General features: G+C 43.4%; 33 protein-coding genes. All 33 read right to left on the bottom strand.

The window, feature by feature from the left end; all coding sequences use genetic code 11:
- Positions 1–26: 26 nt before the first annotated feature.
- The gene (locus CRO17_RS16500; protein WP_097043560.1) at positions 27–971 is read right to left on the bottom strand and encodes a DNA-directed RNA polymerase subunit alpha; all 945 of its coding nucleotides are present in this window, start codon (positions 969–971) and stop codon (positions 27–29) included.
- A gap of 184 nt (positions 972–1,155) precedes the next feature.
- A complete protein-coding gene (gene rpsK, locus CRO17_RS16495) occupies positions 1,156–1,545 on the bottom strand; it encodes a 30S ribosomal protein S11 (RefSeq protein WP_077304166.1) in 390 nt (129 codons plus the stop codon).
- An 18-nt stretch (positions 1,546–1,563) separates the two neighbouring features.
- Positions 1,564–1,929 carry a 30S ribosomal protein S13 gene (gene rpsM, locus CRO17_RS16490; protein ID WP_097043559.1) on the bottom strand — a complete coding sequence of 122 codons (366 nt, stop codon included), beginning with the start codon at positions 1,927–1,929 and terminating at the stop codon, positions 1,564–1,566.
- A gap of 22 nt (positions 1,930–1,951) precedes the next feature.
- Positions 1,952–2,065: a 50S ribosomal protein L36 gene (gene rpmJ / locus CRO17_RS16485; protein WP_003156543.1), complete on the bottom strand. Its 114-nt coding sequence runs from the start codon at positions 2,063–2,065 to the stop codon at positions 1,952–1,954.
- 35 nt (positions 2,066–2,100) lie between these two features.
- Positions 2,101–2,319, bottom strand: coding sequence for a translation initiation factor IF-1 (gene infA / locus CRO17_RS16480; protein WP_038565240.1), 219 nt, complete (start codon positions 2,317–2,319; stop codon positions 2,101–2,103).
- 138 nt (positions 2,320–2,457) lie between these two features.
- Positions 2,458–2,631 (bottom strand): hypothetical protein, encoded by a 174-nt coding sequence (locus tag CRO17_RS18095; RefSeq protein ID WP_425444479.1) that lies wholly within the window; start codon positions 2,629–2,631, stop codon positions 2,458–2,460.
- Between the two features lie 381 nt (positions 2,632–3,012).
- On the bottom strand, positions 3,013–3,663 hold the full coding sequence (locus CRO17_RS16470) for an adenylate kinase (RefSeq protein ID WP_097043558.1): 651 nt from the start codon (positions 3,661–3,663) through the stop codon (positions 3,013–3,015).
- A 38-nt stretch (positions 3,664–3,701) separates the two neighbouring features.
- Positions 3,702–4,991 carry a preprotein translocase subunit SecY gene (gene secY / locus CRO17_RS16465; RefSeq protein WP_097043557.1) on the bottom strand — a complete coding sequence of 430 codons (1,290 nt, stop codon included), beginning with the start codon at positions 4,989–4,991 and terminating at the stop codon, positions 3,702–3,704.
- Entirely contained in the window at positions 4,991–5,431 is a 441-nt protein-coding gene (gene rplO, locus CRO17_RS16460; protein WP_097043556.1) for a 50S ribosomal protein L15, read from the bottom strand. The genes secY and rplO overlap by 1 nt, the downstream gene beginning before the upstream one ends.
- Positions 5,432–5,461: 30 nt before the next feature.
- Positions 5,462–5,644 (bottom strand): 50S ribosomal protein L30, encoded by a 183-nt coding sequence (gene rpmD / locus CRO17_RS16455; RefSeq protein WP_077304148.1) that lies wholly within the window; start codon positions 5,642–5,644, stop codon positions 5,462–5,464.
- A 13-nt stretch (positions 5,645–5,657) separates the two neighbouring features.
- Positions 5,658–6,161 (bottom strand): 30S ribosomal protein S5, encoded by a 504-nt coding sequence (gene rpsE / locus CRO17_RS16450; protein WP_097043555.1) that lies wholly within the window; start codon positions 6,159–6,161, stop codon positions 5,658–5,660.
- 21 nt (positions 6,162–6,182) lie between these two features.
- Complete coding sequence (gene rplR, locus CRO17_RS16445; RefSeq protein WP_097043554.1) at positions 6,183–6,545, bottom strand: 50S ribosomal protein L18; 363 nt, start codon at positions 6,543–6,545, stop codon at positions 6,183–6,185.
- A 32-nt stretch (positions 6,546–6,577) separates the two neighbouring features.
- Positions 6,578–7,114, bottom strand: a complete 537-nt coding sequence (gene rplF / locus CRO17_RS16440) for a 50S ribosomal protein L6 (RefSeq protein WP_097043553.1) — start codon at positions 7,112–7,114, stop codon at positions 6,578–6,580.
- A gap of 29 nt (positions 7,115–7,143) precedes the next feature.
- A complete protein-coding gene (gene rpsH / locus CRO17_RS16435) occupies positions 7,144–7,542 on the bottom strand; it encodes a 30S ribosomal protein S8 (protein ID WP_097043552.1) in 399 nt (132 codons plus the stop codon).
- Positions 7,543–7,573: 31 nt separating this feature from the next.
- Positions 7,574–7,759, bottom strand: a complete 186-nt coding sequence (gene rpsN / locus CRO17_RS16430; protein ID WP_077304134.1) for a 30S ribosomal protein S14 — start codon at positions 7,757–7,759, stop codon at positions 7,574–7,576.
- Positions 7,760–7,780: 21 nt separating this feature from the next.
- Complete coding sequence (gene rplE / locus CRO17_RS16425; protein ID WP_097043551.1) at positions 7,781–8,320, bottom strand: 50S ribosomal protein L5; 540 nt, start codon at positions 8,318–8,320, stop codon at positions 7,781–7,783.
- Between the two features lie 25 nt (positions 8,321–8,345).
- Positions 8,346–8,657 carry a 50S ribosomal protein L24 gene (rplX, locus tag CRO17_RS16420; protein ID WP_097043550.1) on the bottom strand — a complete coding sequence of 104 codons (312 nt, stop codon included), beginning with the start codon at positions 8,655–8,657 and terminating at the stop codon, positions 8,346–8,348.
- A gap of 35 nt (positions 8,658–8,692) precedes the next feature.
- Positions 8,693–9,061 carry a 50S ribosomal protein L14 gene (rplN, locus tag CRO17_RS16415; protein WP_077304124.1) on the bottom strand — a complete coding sequence of 123 codons (369 nt, stop codon included), beginning with the start codon at positions 9,059–9,061 and terminating at the stop codon, positions 8,693–8,695.
- A 43-nt stretch (positions 9,062–9,104) separates the two neighbouring features.
- Positions 9,105–9,368, bottom strand: a complete 264-nt coding sequence (rpsQ, locus tag CRO17_RS16410) for a 30S ribosomal protein S17 (protein ID WP_038565201.1) — start codon at positions 9,366–9,368, stop codon at positions 9,105–9,107.
- A 22-nt stretch (positions 9,369–9,390) separates the two neighbouring features.
- Positions 9,391–9,591 (bottom strand): 50S ribosomal protein L29, encoded by a 201-nt coding sequence (gene rpmC / locus CRO17_RS16405; protein ID WP_077304121.1) that lies wholly within the window; start codon positions 9,589–9,591, stop codon positions 9,391–9,393.
- Positions 9,581–10,015 (bottom strand): 50S ribosomal protein L16, encoded by a 435-nt coding sequence (rplP, locus tag CRO17_RS16400; protein WP_077304118.1) that lies wholly within the window; start codon positions 10,013–10,015, stop codon positions 9,581–9,583. The genes rpmC and rplP overlap by 11 nt, the downstream gene beginning before the upstream one ends.
- Positions 10,016–10,033: 18 nt before the next feature.
- Positions 10,034–10,675, bottom strand: a complete 642-nt coding sequence (gene rpsC, locus CRO17_RS16395; RefSeq protein WP_077304115.1) for a 30S ribosomal protein S3 — start codon at positions 10,673–10,675, stop codon at positions 10,034–10,036.
- Between the two features lie 3 nt (positions 10,676–10,678).
- Complete coding sequence (rplV, locus tag CRO17_RS16390; RefSeq protein WP_097043549.1) at positions 10,679–11,020, bottom strand: 50S ribosomal protein L22; 342 nt, start codon at positions 11,018–11,020, stop codon at positions 10,679–10,681.
- A gap of 18 nt (positions 11,021–11,038) precedes the next feature.
- A complete protein-coding gene (rpsS, locus tag CRO17_RS16385; RefSeq protein ID WP_077304109.1) occupies positions 11,039–11,317 on the bottom strand; it encodes a 30S ribosomal protein S19 in 279 nt (92 codons plus the stop codon).
- A 57-nt stretch (positions 11,318–11,374) separates the two neighbouring features.
- Positions 11,375–12,205 (bottom strand): 50S ribosomal protein L2, encoded by an 831-nt coding sequence (gene rplB / locus CRO17_RS16380; protein ID WP_097043548.1) that lies wholly within the window; start codon positions 12,203–12,205, stop codon positions 11,375–11,377.
- A gap of 28 nt (positions 12,206–12,233) precedes the next feature.
- Complete coding sequence (gene rplW, locus CRO17_RS16375; RefSeq protein WP_097043547.1) at positions 12,234–12,524, bottom strand: 50S ribosomal protein L23; 291 nt, start codon at positions 12,522–12,524, stop codon at positions 12,234–12,236.
- Positions 12,524–13,147 (bottom strand): 50S ribosomal protein L4, encoded by a 624-nt coding sequence (gene rplD / locus CRO17_RS16370; protein ID WP_097043546.1) that lies wholly within the window; start codon positions 13,145–13,147, stop codon positions 12,524–12,526. The genes rplW and rplD overlap by 1 nt, the downstream gene beginning before the upstream one ends.
- 26 nt (positions 13,148–13,173) lie before the next feature.
- On the bottom strand, positions 13,174–13,803 hold the full coding sequence (rplC, locus tag CRO17_RS16365) for a 50S ribosomal protein L3 (protein ID WP_077304097.1): 630 nt from the start codon (positions 13,801–13,803) through the stop codon (positions 13,174–13,176).
- A 27-nt stretch (positions 13,804–13,830) separates the two neighbouring features.
- Positions 13,831–14,139, bottom strand: coding sequence for a 30S ribosomal protein S10 (rpsJ, locus tag CRO17_RS16360; protein WP_077304095.1), 309 nt, complete (start codon positions 14,137–14,139; stop codon positions 13,831–13,833).
- A gap of 361 nt (positions 14,140–14,500) precedes the next feature.
- Positions 14,501–15,691 (bottom strand): elongation factor Tu, encoded by a 1,191-nt coding sequence (gene tuf / locus CRO17_RS16355; protein WP_097043545.1) that lies wholly within the window; start codon positions 15,689–15,691, stop codon positions 14,501–14,503.
- 127 nt (positions 15,692–15,818) lie between these two features.
- A complete protein-coding gene (fusA, locus tag CRO17_RS16350) occupies positions 15,819–17,897 on the bottom strand; it encodes an elongation factor G (RefSeq protein WP_097043544.1) in 2,079 nt (692 codons plus the stop codon).
- A 39-nt stretch (positions 17,898–17,936) separates the two neighbouring features.
- On the bottom strand, positions 17,937–18,407 hold the full coding sequence (rpsG, locus tag CRO17_RS16345; RefSeq protein ID WP_077304088.1) for a 30S ribosomal protein S7: 471 nt from the start codon (positions 18,405–18,407) through the stop codon (positions 17,937–17,939).
- A 41-nt stretch (positions 18,408–18,448) separates the two neighbouring features.
- Positions 18,449–18,862: a 30S ribosomal protein S12 gene (gene rpsL / locus CRO17_RS16340; protein WP_097043543.1), complete on the bottom strand. Its 414-nt coding sequence runs from the start codon at positions 18,860–18,862 to the stop codon at positions 18,449–18,451.
- Positions 18,863–18,964: the final 102 nt, after the last annotated feature.

Genomic DNA, 18,964 nt, shown 5'->3' with positions numbered 1-18,964 from the left:
GTGTCAAAATGCTTCGCTAGGCGGGATTAGTCTTCTTTGCGAAGACCAAGTCCTAAATCGATTAGTTTCTTTTTCACTTCTTCTAATGATTTACGTCCTAGGTTACGCACTTTCATCATATCTTCTTCAGATTTATTAGCAAGTTCTTGTACTGTGTTAATACCAGCACGCTTCAGACAGTTGTAAGAACGGACAGACAAGTCCAGCTCTTCGATTGTCATCTCAAGAACTTTCTCTTTTTGATCTTCTTCTTTTTCGACCATGATTTCAGCATTTTGTGCTTCATCAGTAAGACCTACGAAGATATTTAAGTGCTCCGTATAAATCTTCGCTCCAAGAGATACTGCCTCTTCTGGTCGAATACTTCCGTCAGTATTGACATCCAACGTCAACTTGTCGAAATTAGCCAATTGGCCAACACGCGTGTTCTCCACTTGATACGTTACTTTCGAAACTGGCGTGAAGATCGAATCAATCGGAATAACACCGATTGGCTGATCGTCATGTTTGTTCTGATCAGCTGGGCGATAGCCGCGGCCGCGTTCTGCCGTAAGCTTCATGTGCAAGTGCGCATTTTTACCCAATGTTGCAATGTGAAGATCCGGATTCAGTACTTCTACATCACTATCAAAAGTAATGTCAGCAGCTGTTACTTTTCCTTCACCTTGTACATCGATCTCTAAAGTTTTCTCTTCATCAGAGTAGATTTTCAGAGCCAGTTTTTTCAAGTTCAAAATAACAGTTGTCACGTCTTCTACTACGCCTTCAATCGTAGAGAATTCATGAAGCACACCGTCAATTTGAATGGATGTTACAGCAGCGCCAGGAAGTGAGGATAATAGGATACGACGCAAGGAGTTTCCTAGTGTAGTACCATATCCACGCTCAAGCGGTTCTACAACGAACTTTCCAAATGTAGCATCATCGCTGATCTCAACCGTTTCAATCTTTGGTTTTTCAATTTCGATCATTTCTAAAGCCCTCCTTTAAAACGTCGAAACCCCGGTTAGAATTACTTCTAACCGAAATTCCCCATATTGGTTCCCGTTTCTGCATCTTGGCGATACGTCTCTTGCTGTATGACCTGATCGCTTTTAAGCTATCATAACCCATTATAGACAAGGATACAAATTCTATACAGCAAGCAGGAAAAACTTATACGCGACGACGTTTTGGCGGACGGCAGCCGTTATGCGGAACTGGAGTGACGTCACGAATCGCTGTTACTTCAAGACCTGCAGCTTGAAGAGAACGGATCGCAGCTTCACGGCCAGCACCAGGGCCTTTAACTGTTACTTCTAGAGTTTTCATGCCGTTTTCGACAGAAACTTTAGCAGCAGCTTCAGCAGCCATTTGTGCAGCGAATGGAGTAGATTTACGGGAACCTTTGAAACCAAGGGAACCTGAGCTGCTCCAGCTGATTACGTTACCTTGAACATCAGTAATCGTAACGATTGTGTTGTTGAAAGTAGAACGGATGTGAGCAATACCAGTTTCGATATGCTTTTTCACACGACGTTTACGTGTTTGTTGTCTACGTGCCATAGTTTGTTACCTCCTTACTTATTTTTTCTTGTTAGCGATTGTGCGGCGTGGGCCTTTACGAGTACGAGAGTTGTTCTTCGTTTTCTGACCACGAACCGGCAAACCGCGACGGTGGCGAAGACCACGATAAGAACCGATTTCGATCAAACGTTTGATGTTAAGAGAAATCTCACGACGAAGATCACCTTCAGTTGTGTAAGCATCAATTGCTTGACGGATTCTAGCTAGTTCGTCTTCTGTAAGATCGCGAACGCGTGTATCTTCAGAAACACCAGCTTCTTTCAATACTTGTTGCGATGTGTTTTTTCCAATACCGTATACATATGTTAGGGAAATAACAACGCGTTTGTCGCGTGGAATATCAATACCTGCTATACGTGCCATTAGCTACGTGCACCTCCTTGTATTATCCTTGTTTTTGCTTATGCTTAGGATTTTCACAGATTACCATTACTTTGCCTTTACGACGAATAACTTTACATTTTTCGCATATAGGCTTTACAGATGGTCTTACCTTCATCATCTATTCCTCCTTTAGTATCGGAGCTAGTCAATTTATTTATAACGGTACGTAATACGTCCTTTAGTTAAGTCATAAGGGGAAAGCTCTACCGTTACTTTATCTCCTGGAAGAATTCGAATAAAGTGCATACGAATTTTACCGGAAACATGTGCTAAAACGGTGTGGCCATTCTCTAACTCCACCTTAAATTGCGCATTTGGCAATGTATCGGTGACAGTTCCTTCTACTTCAATTGCATCATCTTTCGCCATCGGTCTATCTCCCTTCTTCAAATCTCTTCACGGTATGATTGACATAAGTAGATATCGCAAATCGCAGTTTACCATTGGTTACGCGACCAGCTTCTAGAAGACTGATCCGGACTTCCGGAGATATATACGGCAGCAGCTCTACATGGCGCAAAGCTTTGCGCTTGGAGAATCAAATCTGCGTTTATCACCGTCAGCAAGCAACACAAAACGACTGTCAATTTTTCGAATGACAATCGCAAGCTGGCCTGCTTCTCGCCCATGTACGATACGAACAACCTGCCCGATTTGTGGAACTGTATTCGTTTCGCTCAAACATGATCACCTTCAGTTTAGCTCGTTTCGAAGCTGTACATAAGTTAGCATTATATGCTGCAAACAAGGAGCATATTCTACCACCTTCCTGCCCAGATGTCCAGGTTAGGAAAGCTGCATGTTAGGGAATCTATATAAAGTCCACAAACTGGAACACAATTTGTTTCATGATTGTTCATATTCAGCCTTGTCAATTAGCGTCAGGATATCAGTAAGGCACGGTTCCGATGATGGAAGTTTGAACGAGTCACAAATGTAAATCGTTTCAACTCTACCACGAGGTCTATTATACTCTATCAAGGGACAGAATGCATCCTTACGCTATTAAGAGCTAAAGAACAATTCCATCCGTTTTAAGAGAGTATAGTTTGCACACCTGTATCAGCGAAGATTATTCAAGCGCTGATCGATGTCGTGGAAGACCTGATCGATTGCTTGGTCACCGTTCACTGTTACAAGATAGCCCTTGTCGTTGTAGAAATCTAATATCGGCTTTTGCTGCTCGATATTGACTTCCAAACGTTTTTTCACCGTTTCCGGCTTATCGTCGTCTCGCTGGATCAGCGCAGTACCATCCTTGTCACAGACGCCTTCCTCTTTTGGAGGGTTGTAGACGGTATGATACGTAGTACCGCATGTCGGACAAACCCATCTCCCAGATAGACGCTCCACCAACTTCTCTTGCGGAACCTCTACATGTAAGACGTAATCTACATTAGCATTCAATTCGTCCAGCAATGCGTCAAGCGCTTCTGCCTGAGCAAGCGTACGAGGAAAACCGTCAAGTAAAAATCCGTTATTGGTGTCATCCTGCCCTAAACGGTCACGGACTATACCAATGGTTACTTCATCCGGAACTAGTTTCCCTTGATCCATATAAGCTTTCGCTTCACGGCCAAGTTCTGTTCCTTCTTTGATTGCTGCTCGGAACATATCTCCTGTAGAGATATGAGGGATGCTATATTTATCTACAATCTTCTCTGCCTGTGTGCCTTTACCAGCACCTGGCAGACCCATAAGAATTAAATTCAACGAAATTCCCCTCGCTCTCGTCTGTTTGTAGACTGTCTCTATTTCATGAAGCCTTTATAATGACGCTTCACTAACTGGCTTTCTAACTGCTTCATCGTCTGCAACGCTACCCCTACCACGATCAGCAGGCTCGTTCCTCCGATTTGGACAGAAGTCGGCAAGTTGGCAATAGAACCTAGAATAATAGGTAATACAGCTACAGCAGCCAAGAAGAGAGACCCAACGAAGGTTAAACGATACATCACACTGGTGAGGTACGTTTCTGTGCTTTTACCTGGGCGAATACCCGGGATGTAGCCACCTTGCTTGTTTAAGTTCTCTGCCATTTGTTCCGGATTAACCTGAACAAATGTATAGAAGTAACTAAATGCAAGAATTAGGACTACATAGATTACCATCCCAATTGGTTGCGTATAATCGAATACGTTCTCGATCGTAGTTGCCACGTTACCTTCAAAAAAGCTCGCGATAGTACGCGGCGCATAGATAAAGGAAACGGCGAAAATTACAGGGATTACACCCGCAGCGTTAACTTTGATCGGCAAGTGAGTGGATTGCCCGCCTACTTGAGATCGACTAGTTGTACGCTTTGAGTACTGGATCGGAATTTTACGAAGTGCTTGGGTAATATAAATTACACCAACAGTTACGGCAATGATCACAATAGCGATAATTGCAACGATCACGACATTCAGGAATAAATCATCACCAGGATTGCTGAAGTACTGTTCCCATAGCTGGTTTACACCATTTGGGATAGCTGCAGCGATACCGGCGAAGATGATAATAGAAATACCATTACCAACACCATGAGCTGTGATCTGTTCTCCTAACCACATCAAAAATGCTGTTCCCGCGGTCAACACGAGTGCAATGACAGCGAATTTGTAGAAACTTGGTTCAGATATAAGCATGCCGCCGGATAACTGATTGAATCCGATGGACATACCGACTGCCTGTATTAACGCTAGCACGATAGTGGCATAACGAGTCACTTGTGCTAATTTACGACGTCCCATCTCACCTTGCTTTTTCCACTCACTGAATGTTGGTATAACATCCATTTGCAGAAGCTGCATGATGATCGAGGCAGTGATGTATGGCATGATACCCATCGCAAGGATAGAGAAGTTCTGCAATGCACCGCCGCCAAATGTATTCAAGAAGCCGAATACGTTCTGCTGGTTCATAAAGTCGATCGCGGAACGATCTGTGAAAGGAACCGGAATAAACGTACCAATCCTGAATACGATCAACATTAACAATGTGAAGATAATTTTATTTCGTATATCTTTTACACGCATAAAATTGGAGATTGTACGAAACATTAGATCACCTCTGTTTGACCGCCCGCTGCCTCAATCGCTTCTTTAGCAGAAGCTGAGAACTTGTGAGCTTTAACAGTAAGTTTCTTTTCAAGATTCCCGTTACCTAGAACTTTGATACCGGCTCTCAATTTGCTAACAACTCCGCTTTCTAGTAGAAGCTCTGGAGTTACTTCAGTTCCCTCTTCGAAACGGTTAAGGGAATCAAGGTTAACGATTGAGTACTCAGTACGGTGGATGTTTGTGAATCCACGTTTAGGAAGACGTTGGAATAGTGGCATTTGTCCACCTTCGAAACCTAGACGTACACCGCCGCCAGAACGTGCTTTTTGTCCTTTATGTCCGCGGCCCGATGTTTTACCGTTACCTGAAGACATACCGCGACCTACACGATTGCGAGTCTTACGTGTTCCTTCTGCTGACTTCAATTCATGAAGTTTCATAATGGCACCTCCTCTTTTACATTTGAATCATTATACTTCTTTAACTGTTACTAGATGAGAAACTACGTTAATCATACCGCGCACAGTTGGGTTGTCTTCCAAGACAACTGATTGACGGATTTTCTTAAGACCTAGAGCAGCAACAGTTTTGCGCTGTTTCTCAAGTCTTCCGATCGTACTGCGGTTGAGGGTGATTTCTAATTTGTTAGCCATGTGCTTTCCCTCCTTATCCTAACAGTTCTTCTACAGACTTTCCACGAAGTTTCGCAACTTCTTCTGCACGTTTCAATCTGCTAAGGCCGTTAAGTGTAGCACGAACCATGTTGATTGGTGTGTTAGAACCAAGTGATTTAGAAAGGATATCTCCAATACCACCAAGCTCAAGCACTGCACGTACAGGTCCACCGGCGATAACTCCAGTACCTTCTGCTGCTGGCTTCATCAAGATGTTTCCAGCGCCGAATTCACCGATGATTTCATGTGGAATAGTTGTACCGACGATAGGTATAGTGATTAGATTTTTCTTCGCGTCTTCGACAGCTTTACGAATCGCTTCTGGTACTTCTTGTGCTTTACCAGTACCGAATCCTACATGGCCGTTTTTATCGCCTACTACTACAAGAGCAGCGAAACGGAAACGACGACCACCTTTTACTACTTTCGCAACACGGTTAACCGTTACTACGCGTTCTTCAAGATCAAGTTTGTTCGGGTCAATTGTTGTACGCAAAATATGTCCCTCCTTTTACGATTAGAATTGAAGTCCAGCTTCACGAGCTGCTTCAGCCAATGCTTTTACACGTCCGTGGTATAGATATCCTCCACGGTCAAATACGATTGTTGTTACGCCAGCTTCTTTCGCACGGTTAGCAACTGCTTCTCCGACTTTCTGAGCAGCTTCCACATTGCTAGTAGATTCTAGGTTAAGGCTTGCATCCTTAGTAGAAGCGTTAGCAATTGTTTTGCCAGTTGTATCATCGATTAGCTGTGCGTAGATGTGTTTGTTTGAACGGTAAACGTTCAAACGCGGACGCTCAGATGTTCCTGAAATGCTCTTACGGACACGGTTGTGTCTTCTCTTACGCAATTCGTTTTTTGCAGCTTTTGTAATCATTCAGGTCACTCCTTTCTGGTTCCAAGAAAACCTTATTTCGCTGTTTTACCTTCTTTACGACGTACGAATTCGCCTTCGTAACGGATTCCTTTACCTTTGTAAGGCTCTGGAGGACGGATTGCACGGATGTTAGCTGCAACTGCGCCAACTGCTTCCTTATCGATACCTTTAACTACTACACGAGTGTTAGAAGGTACTTCGACTTCAATTCCATCACGGTTTTCAACTTCAACTGGGTGAGAGTAACCAGCGTTGATTACGACTTTCTCACCTTGTTTAGTAGCACGGTAACCTACACCGATGATTTCAAGAGCTTTCTCGAAACCAGTGTGTACGCCTTCTACCATGTTACCAAGAATGGAACGAGTAGTTCCGTGAAGAGTACGGTGTTCCTTACTTTCAGATGGGCGTTCAACAGTAAGAACGTTCTCTTCGATTTTGATCACCATATCTTGGTTGAATGTACGAGTTAGTTCCCCTTTAGGACCTTTAACAGTCACAGTGTTGTTATCGTTAGTGATTTCAACTCCTGCAGGGATTTCAAGAATCTTTTTACCTACGCGGGACATATGTGCACCTCCTTACTTATTGTGAAATATTACCAAACGTATGCTAGCACTTCGCCGCCTACAGCTTGCTCACGTGCTTCTTTATCAGACAATACGCCTTTAGAAGTTGAAACAACTGCGATACCAAGTCCGTTTAGGACACGTGGAATCTCGTCAGATTTCGCGTAAACACGAAGACCAGGCTTACTGATACGTTTAATACCAGTGATAACACGCTCGTCGTTTTTACCGTATTTCAAAAAGATGCGTAGAACACCTTGTTTATCATCTTCTACGAATTCGTAATCGCGAATAAAGCCTTCACGTTTAAGGATATCAGCAACATCCTTTTTTAACTTAGAAGCAGGAAGCTCCAGTTTTTCATGACGAACAGTATTTGCATTACGAATACGAGTTAGCATATCTGCGATAGGATCTGTCATAACCATTAATCATTACCTCCTTCCCTGATTTAGGGGATTACCAGCTTGCTTTTTTAACGCCAGGAATTTGACCTTTATAGGCTAGTTCGCGGAAACAAATACGGCATAGCTTGAATTTACGAAGTACAGAATGTGGACGTCCGCAACGTTCGCAGCGAGTGTACTCTTGTACTTTAAATTTCTGTGGGCGCTGTTGTTTCGCGATCATAGATTTTTTAGCCACAATATTCCCTCCTTTTTACCTTTATTTTTGGAAAGGCATGCCTAGCTGAGTTAGTAGCTCACGAGCTTCTTCGTCAGTGTTGGCTGTAGTTACGATAACGATGTCCATTCCACGTACTTTACTTACTTTATCGTAATTGATTTCTGGGAAGATTAGCTGTTCTTTAACACCTAGCGTGTAGTTTCCACGACCGTCAAACGCTTTGTTTGAGATTCCACGGAAGTCACGTACACGTGGAAGAGAAACTGCGACTAATTTTTGAAGGAATTCATACATACGCTCTCCGCGCAATGTAACTTTCGCTCCGATTGGCATACCTTCACGTAGACGGAAACCTGCGATAGATTTCTTCGCTTTCGTGATGATAGGCTGCTGACCAGCAAGCAAAGCCAATTCTTCTACTGCAGAATCAAGTGCTTTAGAGTTTTGAACGGCGTCACCGACACCCATGTTGATTACGATCTTTTCGATCTTTGGTACTTCCATAACGGATTTGTAGCTGAATTTTTCCAATAGAGATGGAGAAATTTCGCTTTGGTATCTTTGTTTCAATTCATTCATCGAGTAGCCCTCCTTTCAGAAGAAATTATTTATCGATAGCTTGACCGGATTTCTTAGCGATACGGACTTTTTTGCCGTCTTTCACTTCGTAGCCAACGCGAGTAGGCTCTCCAGTTTTAGGATCGATCAGCATTACGTTAGAAACGTGAATAGCTGCTTCGATGTCAAGGATTCCGCCCTGCGGGTTATCCTGAGAAGGTTTTGCGTGTTTTTTGACGATGTTTACGCCTTCGACAAGAACACGGTTCTTCTTCGGATAAGCTTCAAGGATGGTACCTTCTTTACCACGATCTTTACCAGTGATTACTTTGACTTTGTCACCTTTTTTAACATGCATGTGTACTGCACCTCCTTAACAAGGCATTAAGTGTATTACAATACTTCAGGAGCAAGGGATACGATCTTCATGAACTTAGCGTCACGCAATTCACGTGCAACTGGTCCGAAGATACGAGTTCCTCTTGGGCTCTTGTCGTCTTTTACAATTACAGCCGCATTCTCATCGAATTTGATGTAAGAACCATCTTTACGACGAACGCCGCTCTTCGTACGAACGATAACAGCTTTAACAACTTCACCTTTTTTGACAACGCCACCAGGTGTTGCTTGTTTCACCGTACAAACGATTACGTCACCGATGTTAGCTGTTTTACGACCAGATCCGCCAAGTACTTTAATAGTTAGTACTTCACGAGCACCAGAGTTATCAGCGACTTTCAAACGAGTCTCTTGTTGAATCATACGAGTGTTACCTCCCTTCGGAATCCTTCCGAGCGATCTTAAATTAGATAATTACTGCTTCTTCTACTACTTCAACCAAACGGAAACGTTTCGTTGCAGACAATGGACGAGTCTCCATGATACGGACCAAGTCACCAGTTTTTGCTGTGCCGTTTTCATCATGTGCTTTTAACTTCTTAGAGTACTTAACACGTTTGCCGTACAGCTTGTGAGTTTTGTAGGTTTCAACAAGAACAGTGATTGTTTTATCCATTTTATCGGATACAACGCGTCCAACGTAGACTTTACGATTGTTACGTTCACTCATGTCGCGAACCTCCTCTCGGAATTTAGTTATTTACGCTTACTTCTCTTTCACGAACAACAGTCTTCATGCGAGCAATTGTTTTACGGACTGTGCGAATACGTGCAGTATTCTCAAGCTGTCCAGTAGCTAATTGGAAGCGCAGGTTGAAAAGTTCTTCTTTAAGAGACTTAACTTTTTGTTCAATTTCGGCAGTGGTAAGTTCTTTGATTTCATTAGCCTTCATTGATTTCACCACCAATTTCTTCACGTTTTACGATCTTTGTTCTTACTGGTAGTTTATGAGAAGCAAGACGCAATGCTTCGCGAGCCACCTCTTCAGGTACTCCAGCGACTTCGAACATAATTTTACCAGGTTTTGTAACAGCTACCCAACCTTCAGGTGAACCTTTACCAGAACCCATTCGAACTTCTAGAGGCTTTTTAGTGTATGGCTTATCCGGGAAGATTTTGATCCATACTTTACCGCCACGTTTCATGTAACGAGTCATTGCAATACGGGCAGATTCGATTTGACGGCTAGTAATCCAAGCTGGATCTAAAGCTTGAAGACCCCATTCACCAAATGCAACTTCTGTACCGCCTTTAGCACGACCATTCAATTTACCACGGTGTTGTCTACGATATTTTACGCGTTTAGGCATTAACATAATGCTTTTCCCCCTTCCTTATCGGTTGTTTTTTGTTGGAAGGACTTCGCCACGGTAAATCCATACTTTAATACCAAGCTTACCATAAGTTGTGTCAGCTTCAGCTGTGCCATAGTCAATGTCAGCACGTAGAGTATGAAGTGGAACTGTTCCTTCGCTATAAGATTCTGCACGAGCGATGTCTGCTCCGCCTAGACGACCAGAAACTTGTGTACGGATACCTTTAGCACCAGCACGCATTGCACGCTGCAATGTTTGTTTCTGCGCACGACGGAATGAAATACGGTTTTCAAGCTGACGAGCGATGTTGTCTGCTACCAATTTAGCATCAAGATCGACACGTTTCACTTCTACGATGTTGATGTGAACACGTTTGCCAGTAAGGCTGTTTAGAGCTTTACGAAGCGCTTCAACTTCAGAACCGCCTTTACCAATTACCATACCAGGTTTACCAGTATGAATAGAGATGTTTACACGGTTAGCAGCACGTTCGATTTCCACTTTGGAAAGCGCAGCATCTTTCAAACGTTGTTCTAAATAATCACGGATTCTGATATCTTCGTGTAATAAATCGGCGTAATCTTTGCCACCGTACCATTTGGAATCCCAGTCACGGATGACGCCGACGCGAAGACCTGTCGGATTTACTTTTTGACCCACTGCTTAACCCTCCTTCTTTTCTGTAACAACCACTGTAATGTGGCTAGTACGTTTGTTGATTTGGCTTGCACGACCTTGTGCACGTGGACGGAAACGTTTCAATGTAGCACCTTCGTTAACGAATGCTTCAGAGATAATAAGGTTATCCGTATCCATTTCATAGTTATGTTCTGCGTTAGCAACTGCAGAACGAAGTACTTTTTCTACTGGCAATGATGCACCACGCTGTGTGTGACGCAGAATTGCAATAGCTTCTCCAACATTTTTTCCTCGAATTAAATCAACTACTAAGCGAACCTTACGAGGAGCAATGCGAACTGATTTTGCCATAGCTTTTGCTTGCATTTAGGATTGCCTCCCCTCTTAGCGTTTTGTTTTCTTATCGTCCGCTGCGTGACCTTTGTACGTACGAGTTGGTGCGAATTCACCAAGTTTATGACCTACCATATCTTCAGTAACATAAACAGGTACGTGTTTACGGCCATCGTAGACAGCGATTGTGTGTCCAACGAATGTTGGGAAAATAGTTGAACGACGAGACCAAGTTCTGATTACTTGCTTCTTATCGTCTTCATTCATTTTGTCGACTTTCTTTAGCAAATGGTCATCTGCGAAAGGTCCTTTTTTCAAGCTGCGACCCATACATAAACCTCCCTTTGCGATATGGAGACGGGTGAAAATCCCCGTCTTGCTACCACATTATTTTTTACGCTTACGCACGATAAATTTATCAGACTGCTTGTTACGTTTACGTGTTTTGTATCCAAGTGTCGGTTTGCCCCATGGAGACATTGGTGATTTACGTCCGATTGGAGCGCGTCCTTCACCACCACCGTGTGGGTGATCATTAGGGTTCATTACAGAACCACGTACAGTTGGGCGTTTGCCCTTCCAACGAGAACGTCCTGCTTTACCAATGATGATTAATTCGTGTTCTAGGTTACCAACTTGACCTACTGTCGCACGGCAAGTACCTAGTACTAGACGTACTTCACCAGAAGTTAGTCTTACAAGAACATATTTACCTTCACGTCCAAGGATTTGAGCCTGTGCACCAGCAGAACGAGCAAGCTGAGCGCCACGACCTGGCTTCAATTCGATGTTGTGGATGATTGTACCAACTGGGATAGAAGCAAGTTCCATAGCGTTACCTACTTTAAAGTCAGCACCTTCACCAGAAAGGATTTCAGTTCCTACTTCCAAGCCTTTTGGAGCAAGGATGTAGCGTTTTTCACCATCAACATAGTGAATAAGAGCGATATTCGCAGTACGGTTTGGATCGTACTCGATTGTAGCAACGCGTCCTGGTATTCCATCTTTGTCGCGTTTAAAGTCAATAATACGGTATTGACGCTTATGTCCGCCACCTTGGTGACGTACTGTCAATCTACCTTGGTTGTTACGTCCGCCACGTTTGTGAAGCGGTGCAAGCAATGATTTTTCAGGCTTGTCAGTTGTGATTTCAGCAAAATCCGATACGGACATATTACGACGTCCATTAGTGGTCGGTTTATACTTTTTAATCGCCATCTTTGTTTCCCTCCTTCTCTATTAGTTCTTAAACACCTTCGAAGAAGTCGATTTCTTTACTGTCTTCTGTAAGTGTTACAACTGCTTTTTTACGGTCTGGGCGGAATCCGCCGTAACGACCTTGACGTTTGAATTTACCTTTAAGGTTAAGTGTGTTGATTTGCTCCACTTTAACACCGAAGATCACTTCAACCGCTTGTTTGATTTCGATCTTGTTGGCGCGTTTGTCAACTTCGAACGTATATTTCTTATCAACCATAAGGTCAGAAGAATGTTCCGTAATTACAGGGCGCTTAATAATATCACGTGGATCTCTCATTATGCAAGCACCTCCCCTGCTTTTTCAGCTGCCTCTTTCGTTAAGATCAGCTTATCATGCGTTAGCAAGTCAAGAACGTTTACTTCGCTTTGTGTCAACACTTTAACGTTTTTAAGGTTGTTAGCAGAACGTACAACTGTTTCGTCTTTTTCTGCAGTAACGATCAATACCTTTTTATCTACGTTGAGTGCGTTAAGCATAGCAACGACATCTTTTGTTTTAGGAGCATCAAATGCAAGGCTATCTAGAACGAAGATGCTTTCTTCTTGTACTTTAGAAGATAGTGCTGATTTAAGCGCTAGACGACGAACTTTTTTAGGTAGTTTGTAGCTGTAGCTGCGTGGAGTCGGTCCGAAAACAGTTCCACCGCCAACCCATTGTGGAGAACGGATGGATCCTTGACGTGCACGGCCAGTACCTTTTTGACGCCATGGCTTTCTTCCGCCGCCTCGTACTTCAGAACGTCCTTTTACTTTATGCGTACCTTGACGCATAGAAGCACGCTGCATTAGTACAGCTTCGTGTAATACATGTGTGTGTGGCTCAATACCGAAAACGGAATCGTTCAATTCGATATCACCGACTTGAGAACCGCTTTGGTTGAATAGTGCTACTTTAGGCATGATATATCCTCCCTTCGTATTATGAATTAGTTACCTTTTACGGCACCTGATACTTTCACGTAAGATTTTTTCGCGCCAGGCACGTTACCTTTTACAAGGATAAGGTTGCGCTCAGCGTCAACTTTAACGATTTCAAGGTTTTGAACAGTAATTTGCTCTCCGCCCATTTGTCCTGGTAGTGCTTTACCTTTGAAAACGCGCATAGGGTCAATTACACCCATAGAACCTGGTCTTCTGTGGTAACGAGAACCGTGTGACATTGGTCCGCGGGATTGGTTGTGGCGCTTGATCGCACCTTGGAATCCTTTACCTTTAGAAGTACCTGTTACATCTACAACGTCTCCTGCAGCGAAAATCTCTACGCTTAGCTCTTGGCCAACTTCATGTTCAGCTAGAGCAGCGTCACGGATTTCACGAATGTAGCGCTTAGGTGTTGTGTTTGCTTTCTCAGCATGGCCCTTCGCAGGTTTGTTAGCGTTGTTTGCTTTCTGATCAGCAAATCCTAGTTGCAATGCATTGTAACCATCAGTTTCGACGGTTTTCTTTTGAAGAATTACGTTTGGTTCAGCTTGGATAACTGTAACAGCTTGAAGTTCACCATTTTCAGTGAAAAGCTGTGTCATGCCGATCTTGCGTCCCAAGATTCCTTTCGTCATCCGTTACACCTCCTATTTATTGTAAAATTATAGTTTAATTTCGATGTCCACACCGGACGGTAGGTCAAGTCTCATCAATGAATCGACTGTTTGCGGTGTAGGACTTACGATATCGATAAGACGTTTGTGAGTACGCATTTCGAACTGCTCACGAGAGTCTTTGTATTTGTGCACCGCACGTAGAACTGTATATACAGATCTTTCTGTAGGAAGCGGAATCGGACCTGATACGTTAGCACCAGAGCGCTTCGCTGTATCTACGATTTTTTCTGCAGACTGATCAAGGATTCTGTGATCGTATGCTTTTAAACGGATTCTGATTTTCTCTTTTGCCATTATTTTCCCTCCTTTATCGCCCTTATTTTTTAGGACATTCTCAGCGGAAATTAACTTGACCACCCTGCCATGGCAAAGGGGCCTGGTGTGCCAACAACCTCCCGCATCATCGCCTTTTAAATGACCAACATTATAATTATATAGAAAAAACGCGGTCAATGCAAGTCTTATCTAGATTTACAGTTTCTAAACAGTAATCTTTCATAAGATGACACTTTATGTATTATACAGAGGCTTCCACCTGTTTTCAAGTGGTTTCGGCATTTTTTACAAAACAGCACTGCTGCCAATGTTTGGTTAATGGAAATAAAAAAACAGACAGCACGTCTGCTGTCTGTTTTTTCTATATTGTTATATCAGCTTACGCTTCGATAACAGATACAACGCCTGATCCAACAGTACGTCCACCCTCACGGATAGAGAAGCGAGTACCATCTTCGATAGCGATTGGAGAAATAAGTTCTACACTCATTTCTGTGTTATCGCCAGGCATGATCATTTCAGTACCTTCTGGAAGGTGAACTACGCCAGTTACGTCAGTTGTACGGAAGTAGAACTGTGGGCGGTAGTTAGTGAAGAATGGAGTATGACGTCCACCTTCATCTTTAGAAAGAACATAAACTTCAGCTTTGAACTTTGTGTGTGGAGTGATTGTACCTGGCTTAGCAAGTACTTGTCCACGGTTGATGTCTTCACGAGATACACCACGAAGTAGCGCACCGATGTTGTCACCAGCTTCAGCATAGTCAAGAAGCTTACGGAACATTTCTACACCTGTAACAGTTGTTTTCTTGTTTTCTTCAGCAAGACCGATGATGTCAACTTCGTCACCGACTTTAACTTCTCCACGCTCAACACGGCCAGTTGCTACTGTACCACGGCCAGTGATAGAGAATACGTCCTCTACAGGCATCATGAATGGTTTTTCTTTGTCGCGCTCTGGAGTTGGGATGTATTCATCAACCGCATCCATAAGTTCGAAGATTTTCGCTTCATAATCAGCGTCGCCTTCAAGAGCTTTAAGAGCAGAACCTTTGATTACTGGTACATCATCACCAGGGAAGTCGTATTCGCTTAGAAGATCGCGAACTTCCATTTCAACAAGTTCAAGAAGCTCTTCGTCGTCAACCATGTCGCATTTGTTTAGGAATACAACGATAGCAGGTACACCTACGTTACGAGAAAGAAGGATGTGCTCACGAGTTTGTGGCATTGGACCATCAGCAGCAGATACTACTAGGATCGCACCATCCATTTGTGCAGCACCAGTGATCATGTTTTTAACATAGTCAGCGTGACCTGGGCAGTCAACGTGTGCATAGTGACGAGTTTCTGTTTCATATTCTACGTGTGCAGTAGAGATTGTGATTCCACGTTCTCTTTCTTCAGGTGCACCGTCGATTTGATCATAAGCCATAGCTGTACCGTTACCAGACTTCTTGTGAAGTACAGTAGTGATAGCTGCAGTTAGTGTAGTTTTACCATGGTCAACGTGTCCGATAGTACCAACGTTAACGTGGGATTTGGAGCGGTCGAATTTTTCTTTACCCATTAGTAATTCCTCCTTAAATATAGAAAATATCATGTAATAGATAGTATGTTTCTTGTATTGCGGAAGCATACGCACGCGCACGCAGGCTTCCACTACAAGTTATACTTGATTACTGGCAAAAAATCAATTATTGACCAGCGTTTTTCTTAATAATTTCTTCTCCAACGCTTTTCGGAACTTCTTCATAGTGGTCGAATGTCATTGTGTAAGTTCCACGGCCTTGTGTGTTGGAACGCAACGCTGTTGCGTAACCGAACATTTCAGCTAGTGGCACGAATGCATTAACTACTTGAGCAGGTCCGCGTGTATCCATACCTTCTACACGGCCGCGGCGGGAAGTGATGTCGCCCATGATGTCTCCCATGTATTCTTCAGGGATAACAACTTCCACTTTTACAAGTGGCTCCAAGATGACAGGCTGACATTTGTTCTTAGCGTTTTTAAGCGCCATAGAAGCAGCAACCTTAAAGGCCATCTCGTTGGAATCGACATCGTGGTAGCTACCATCAAATAGAGATGCTTTTACGTCGATTAGCGGATATCCAGCCAATACACCGTTTTCCATCGCTTCTTTGATTCCAGCTTCAACAGATGGGATGTATTCACGAGGAACTACACCACCAACGATTTTGTTTTCGAACTCGAAACCAGCACCCTCTTCGTTTGGCTCAAATTTGATCCAAACGTGACCGAACTGTCCGCGTCCACCAGACTGACGTACGAATTTACCTTCGACTTCAGCAGATGCACGGAATGTTTCGCGGTAAGCAACTTGCGGAGCACCTACGTTTGCTTCTACCTTGAATTCGCGACGCATACGGTCAACGATGATATCCAAGTGAAGCTCACCCATACCAGAGATAATAGTCTGGCCAGTTTCAACGTTTGTTTCCGTTCTGAAAGTAGGATCTTCCTCAGCTAGTTTACCAAGTGCAACAGACATTTTATCTTGGTCTGCTTTTGTTTTCGGTTCGATCGCAACAGAAATTACTGGTTCTGGGAATACCATAGACTCAAGAATAACTAGTGATTTCTCGTCACATAGTGTATCTCCAGTTGAAGTATCTTTCAAACCTACTGCTCCGGCGATATCACCAGCGTAAACCGTTGAAATCTCTTCACGAGTGTTAGCATGCATTTGCAGGATACGGCCTACACGCTCACGCTTGTCCTTCGTAGAGTTTTTCACGTATGAACCTGCATCCAATGTACCAGAGTACACACGGAAGAAGGTTAGTTTACCAACGAACGGATCCGTTGCAACTTTAAATGCAAGTGCACTGAATGGCTCGCTGTCGCTTGATTTACGTACAACTTGTTCTTCAGTACCTGGAACAATACCTTCGATAGCCGGTACGTCAGTTGGTGCTGGCAAGTAATCAACTACACCGTCAATTAGAAGCTGTACACCTTTGTTTTTGAATGCTGAACCACAGAATACTGGGTAGAATTCAACAGATAGAGTCGCATTACGAACCGCTTGTTTAAGCTCTTCGTTAGAGAACTCTTCCCCTTCAAGGTAGCGTTCCATAAGACTTTCATCTTGTTCCGCTACTGCTTCAATAAGGTTTGTGCGGTATTCTTCCGCAAGTTCTTTCATATCTTCTGGAATAGCACGAGCTTCAGAACGCTGTCCTAAATCATCAAGATAATAGAAAGCTTCCATTGTGATCAGGTCAATGATTCCTTCGAAATCATCTTCCGCACCGATTGGAAGTTGTACTGGGTGCGCATTTGCGCCCAGACGTTCATGCATCGTCTTAACGGAATAAAGGAAGTCTGCACCTGTTTTATCCATTTTGTTGACGAATACGATACGTGGTACACCGTATGTTGTAGCCTGACGCCAAACTGTTTCAGTTTGCGGCTCAACACCGGACTGTGCATCAAGGACAGCTACCGCGCCATCAAGAACACGCAGGGAACGTTCAACTTCAACTGTGAAGTCTACGTGTCCTGGTGTATCAATGATGTTGATACGGTGACCTTTCCATGAAGCTGTTGTTGCAGCAGAGGTGATTGTGATACCACGCTCTTGCTCCTGCTCCATCCAGTCCATTTGAGAAGCACCTTCATGTGTTTCTCCAATTTTATGGATACGTCCTGTATAGAATAGAATACGCTCTGTAGCAGTTGTTTTACCAGCATCGATGTGAGCCATAATACCGATATTACGCGTATTTTCTAAGGAGAACTCTCTAGCCATGCAGTATTTCTCCTTCCTAGAGTGAATTTAAATTGTATCTTACCAGCGGTAGTGAGCAAACGCTTTGTTTGCTTCCGCCATTTTATGCATATCTTCACGCTTCTTAACAGAAGCACCAGTGTTGTTAGACGCATCAAGAATTTCGTTAGCAAGGCGCTCTTCCATTGTTTTCTCGCCGCGTAGACGGGAATAGTTAACAATGTAACGAAGACCTAGTGCTTGACGACGCTCTGGGCGTACTTCAACAGGAACTTGGTAGTTAGAACCACCAACACGGCGCGCGCGTACTTCAAGTACAGGCATAACGTTCTTCATGGAATTTTCGAAAACCTCCATTGGATCGTTACCGCTACGTTCTTTAACTAGTTCAAATGCTGCATAAAGAATCTTTTGTGCTTTACCGCGTTGTCCGTCAACCATGATTTGGTTAATCAAACGAGTTACCAATTTAGAGTTGTACAACGGATCTGGTAATACGTCGCGTTTCGCAACAGGACCTTTTCTTGGCATATGTTCTCCTCCTTTCTTATGATGTTCAAATTATTTTAGTTTTATTTTTTAGGGCGTTTTGTTCCATATTTAGAACGACCTTGAGCACGGCCGTCAACACCTGAAGTATCAAGCGCACCACGTACGATATGGTAACGTACACCCGGTAAATCTTTTACACGTCCGCCGCGGATCAAAACAACACTGTGCTCTTGCAAGTTATGTCCGATACCAGGAATGTAGGCAGTAACCTCGATTCCGTTTGTCAAACGTACACGTGCATATTTACGCAACGCGGAGTTTGGTTTCTTCGGAGTCATTGTACCAACACGAGTACATACACCACGTTTTTGTGGAGAAGACTGATCAGTCAAAGACTTCTTGAAACTGTTGTACCCTTTGTTCAATGCTGGAGAGTCAGATTTCTTTGTTTTGCTTACGCGACCTTTGCGTACTAATTGGTTAATAGTAGGCATGTTTTTTCCTCCTTTCAAAGCTTTTTGTAATACCACACATCCAGGTGGTTCATTTTAGGGCAAAAAACAAAGTTTTCACGAGCTGAGCTAGCATCAGCTGCG

Origin of the sequence: Terribacillus aidingensis (genome assembly GCF_900215625.1) — a bacterium.
GTDB classification, from domain to species: domain Bacteria; phylum Bacillota; class Bacilli; order Bacillales; family Amphibacillaceae; genus Terribacillus; species Terribacillus aidingensis.
Note: the sequence above shows the minus strand (reverse complement) of the source record. Positions and strands in the feature narration are given on the sequence as shown.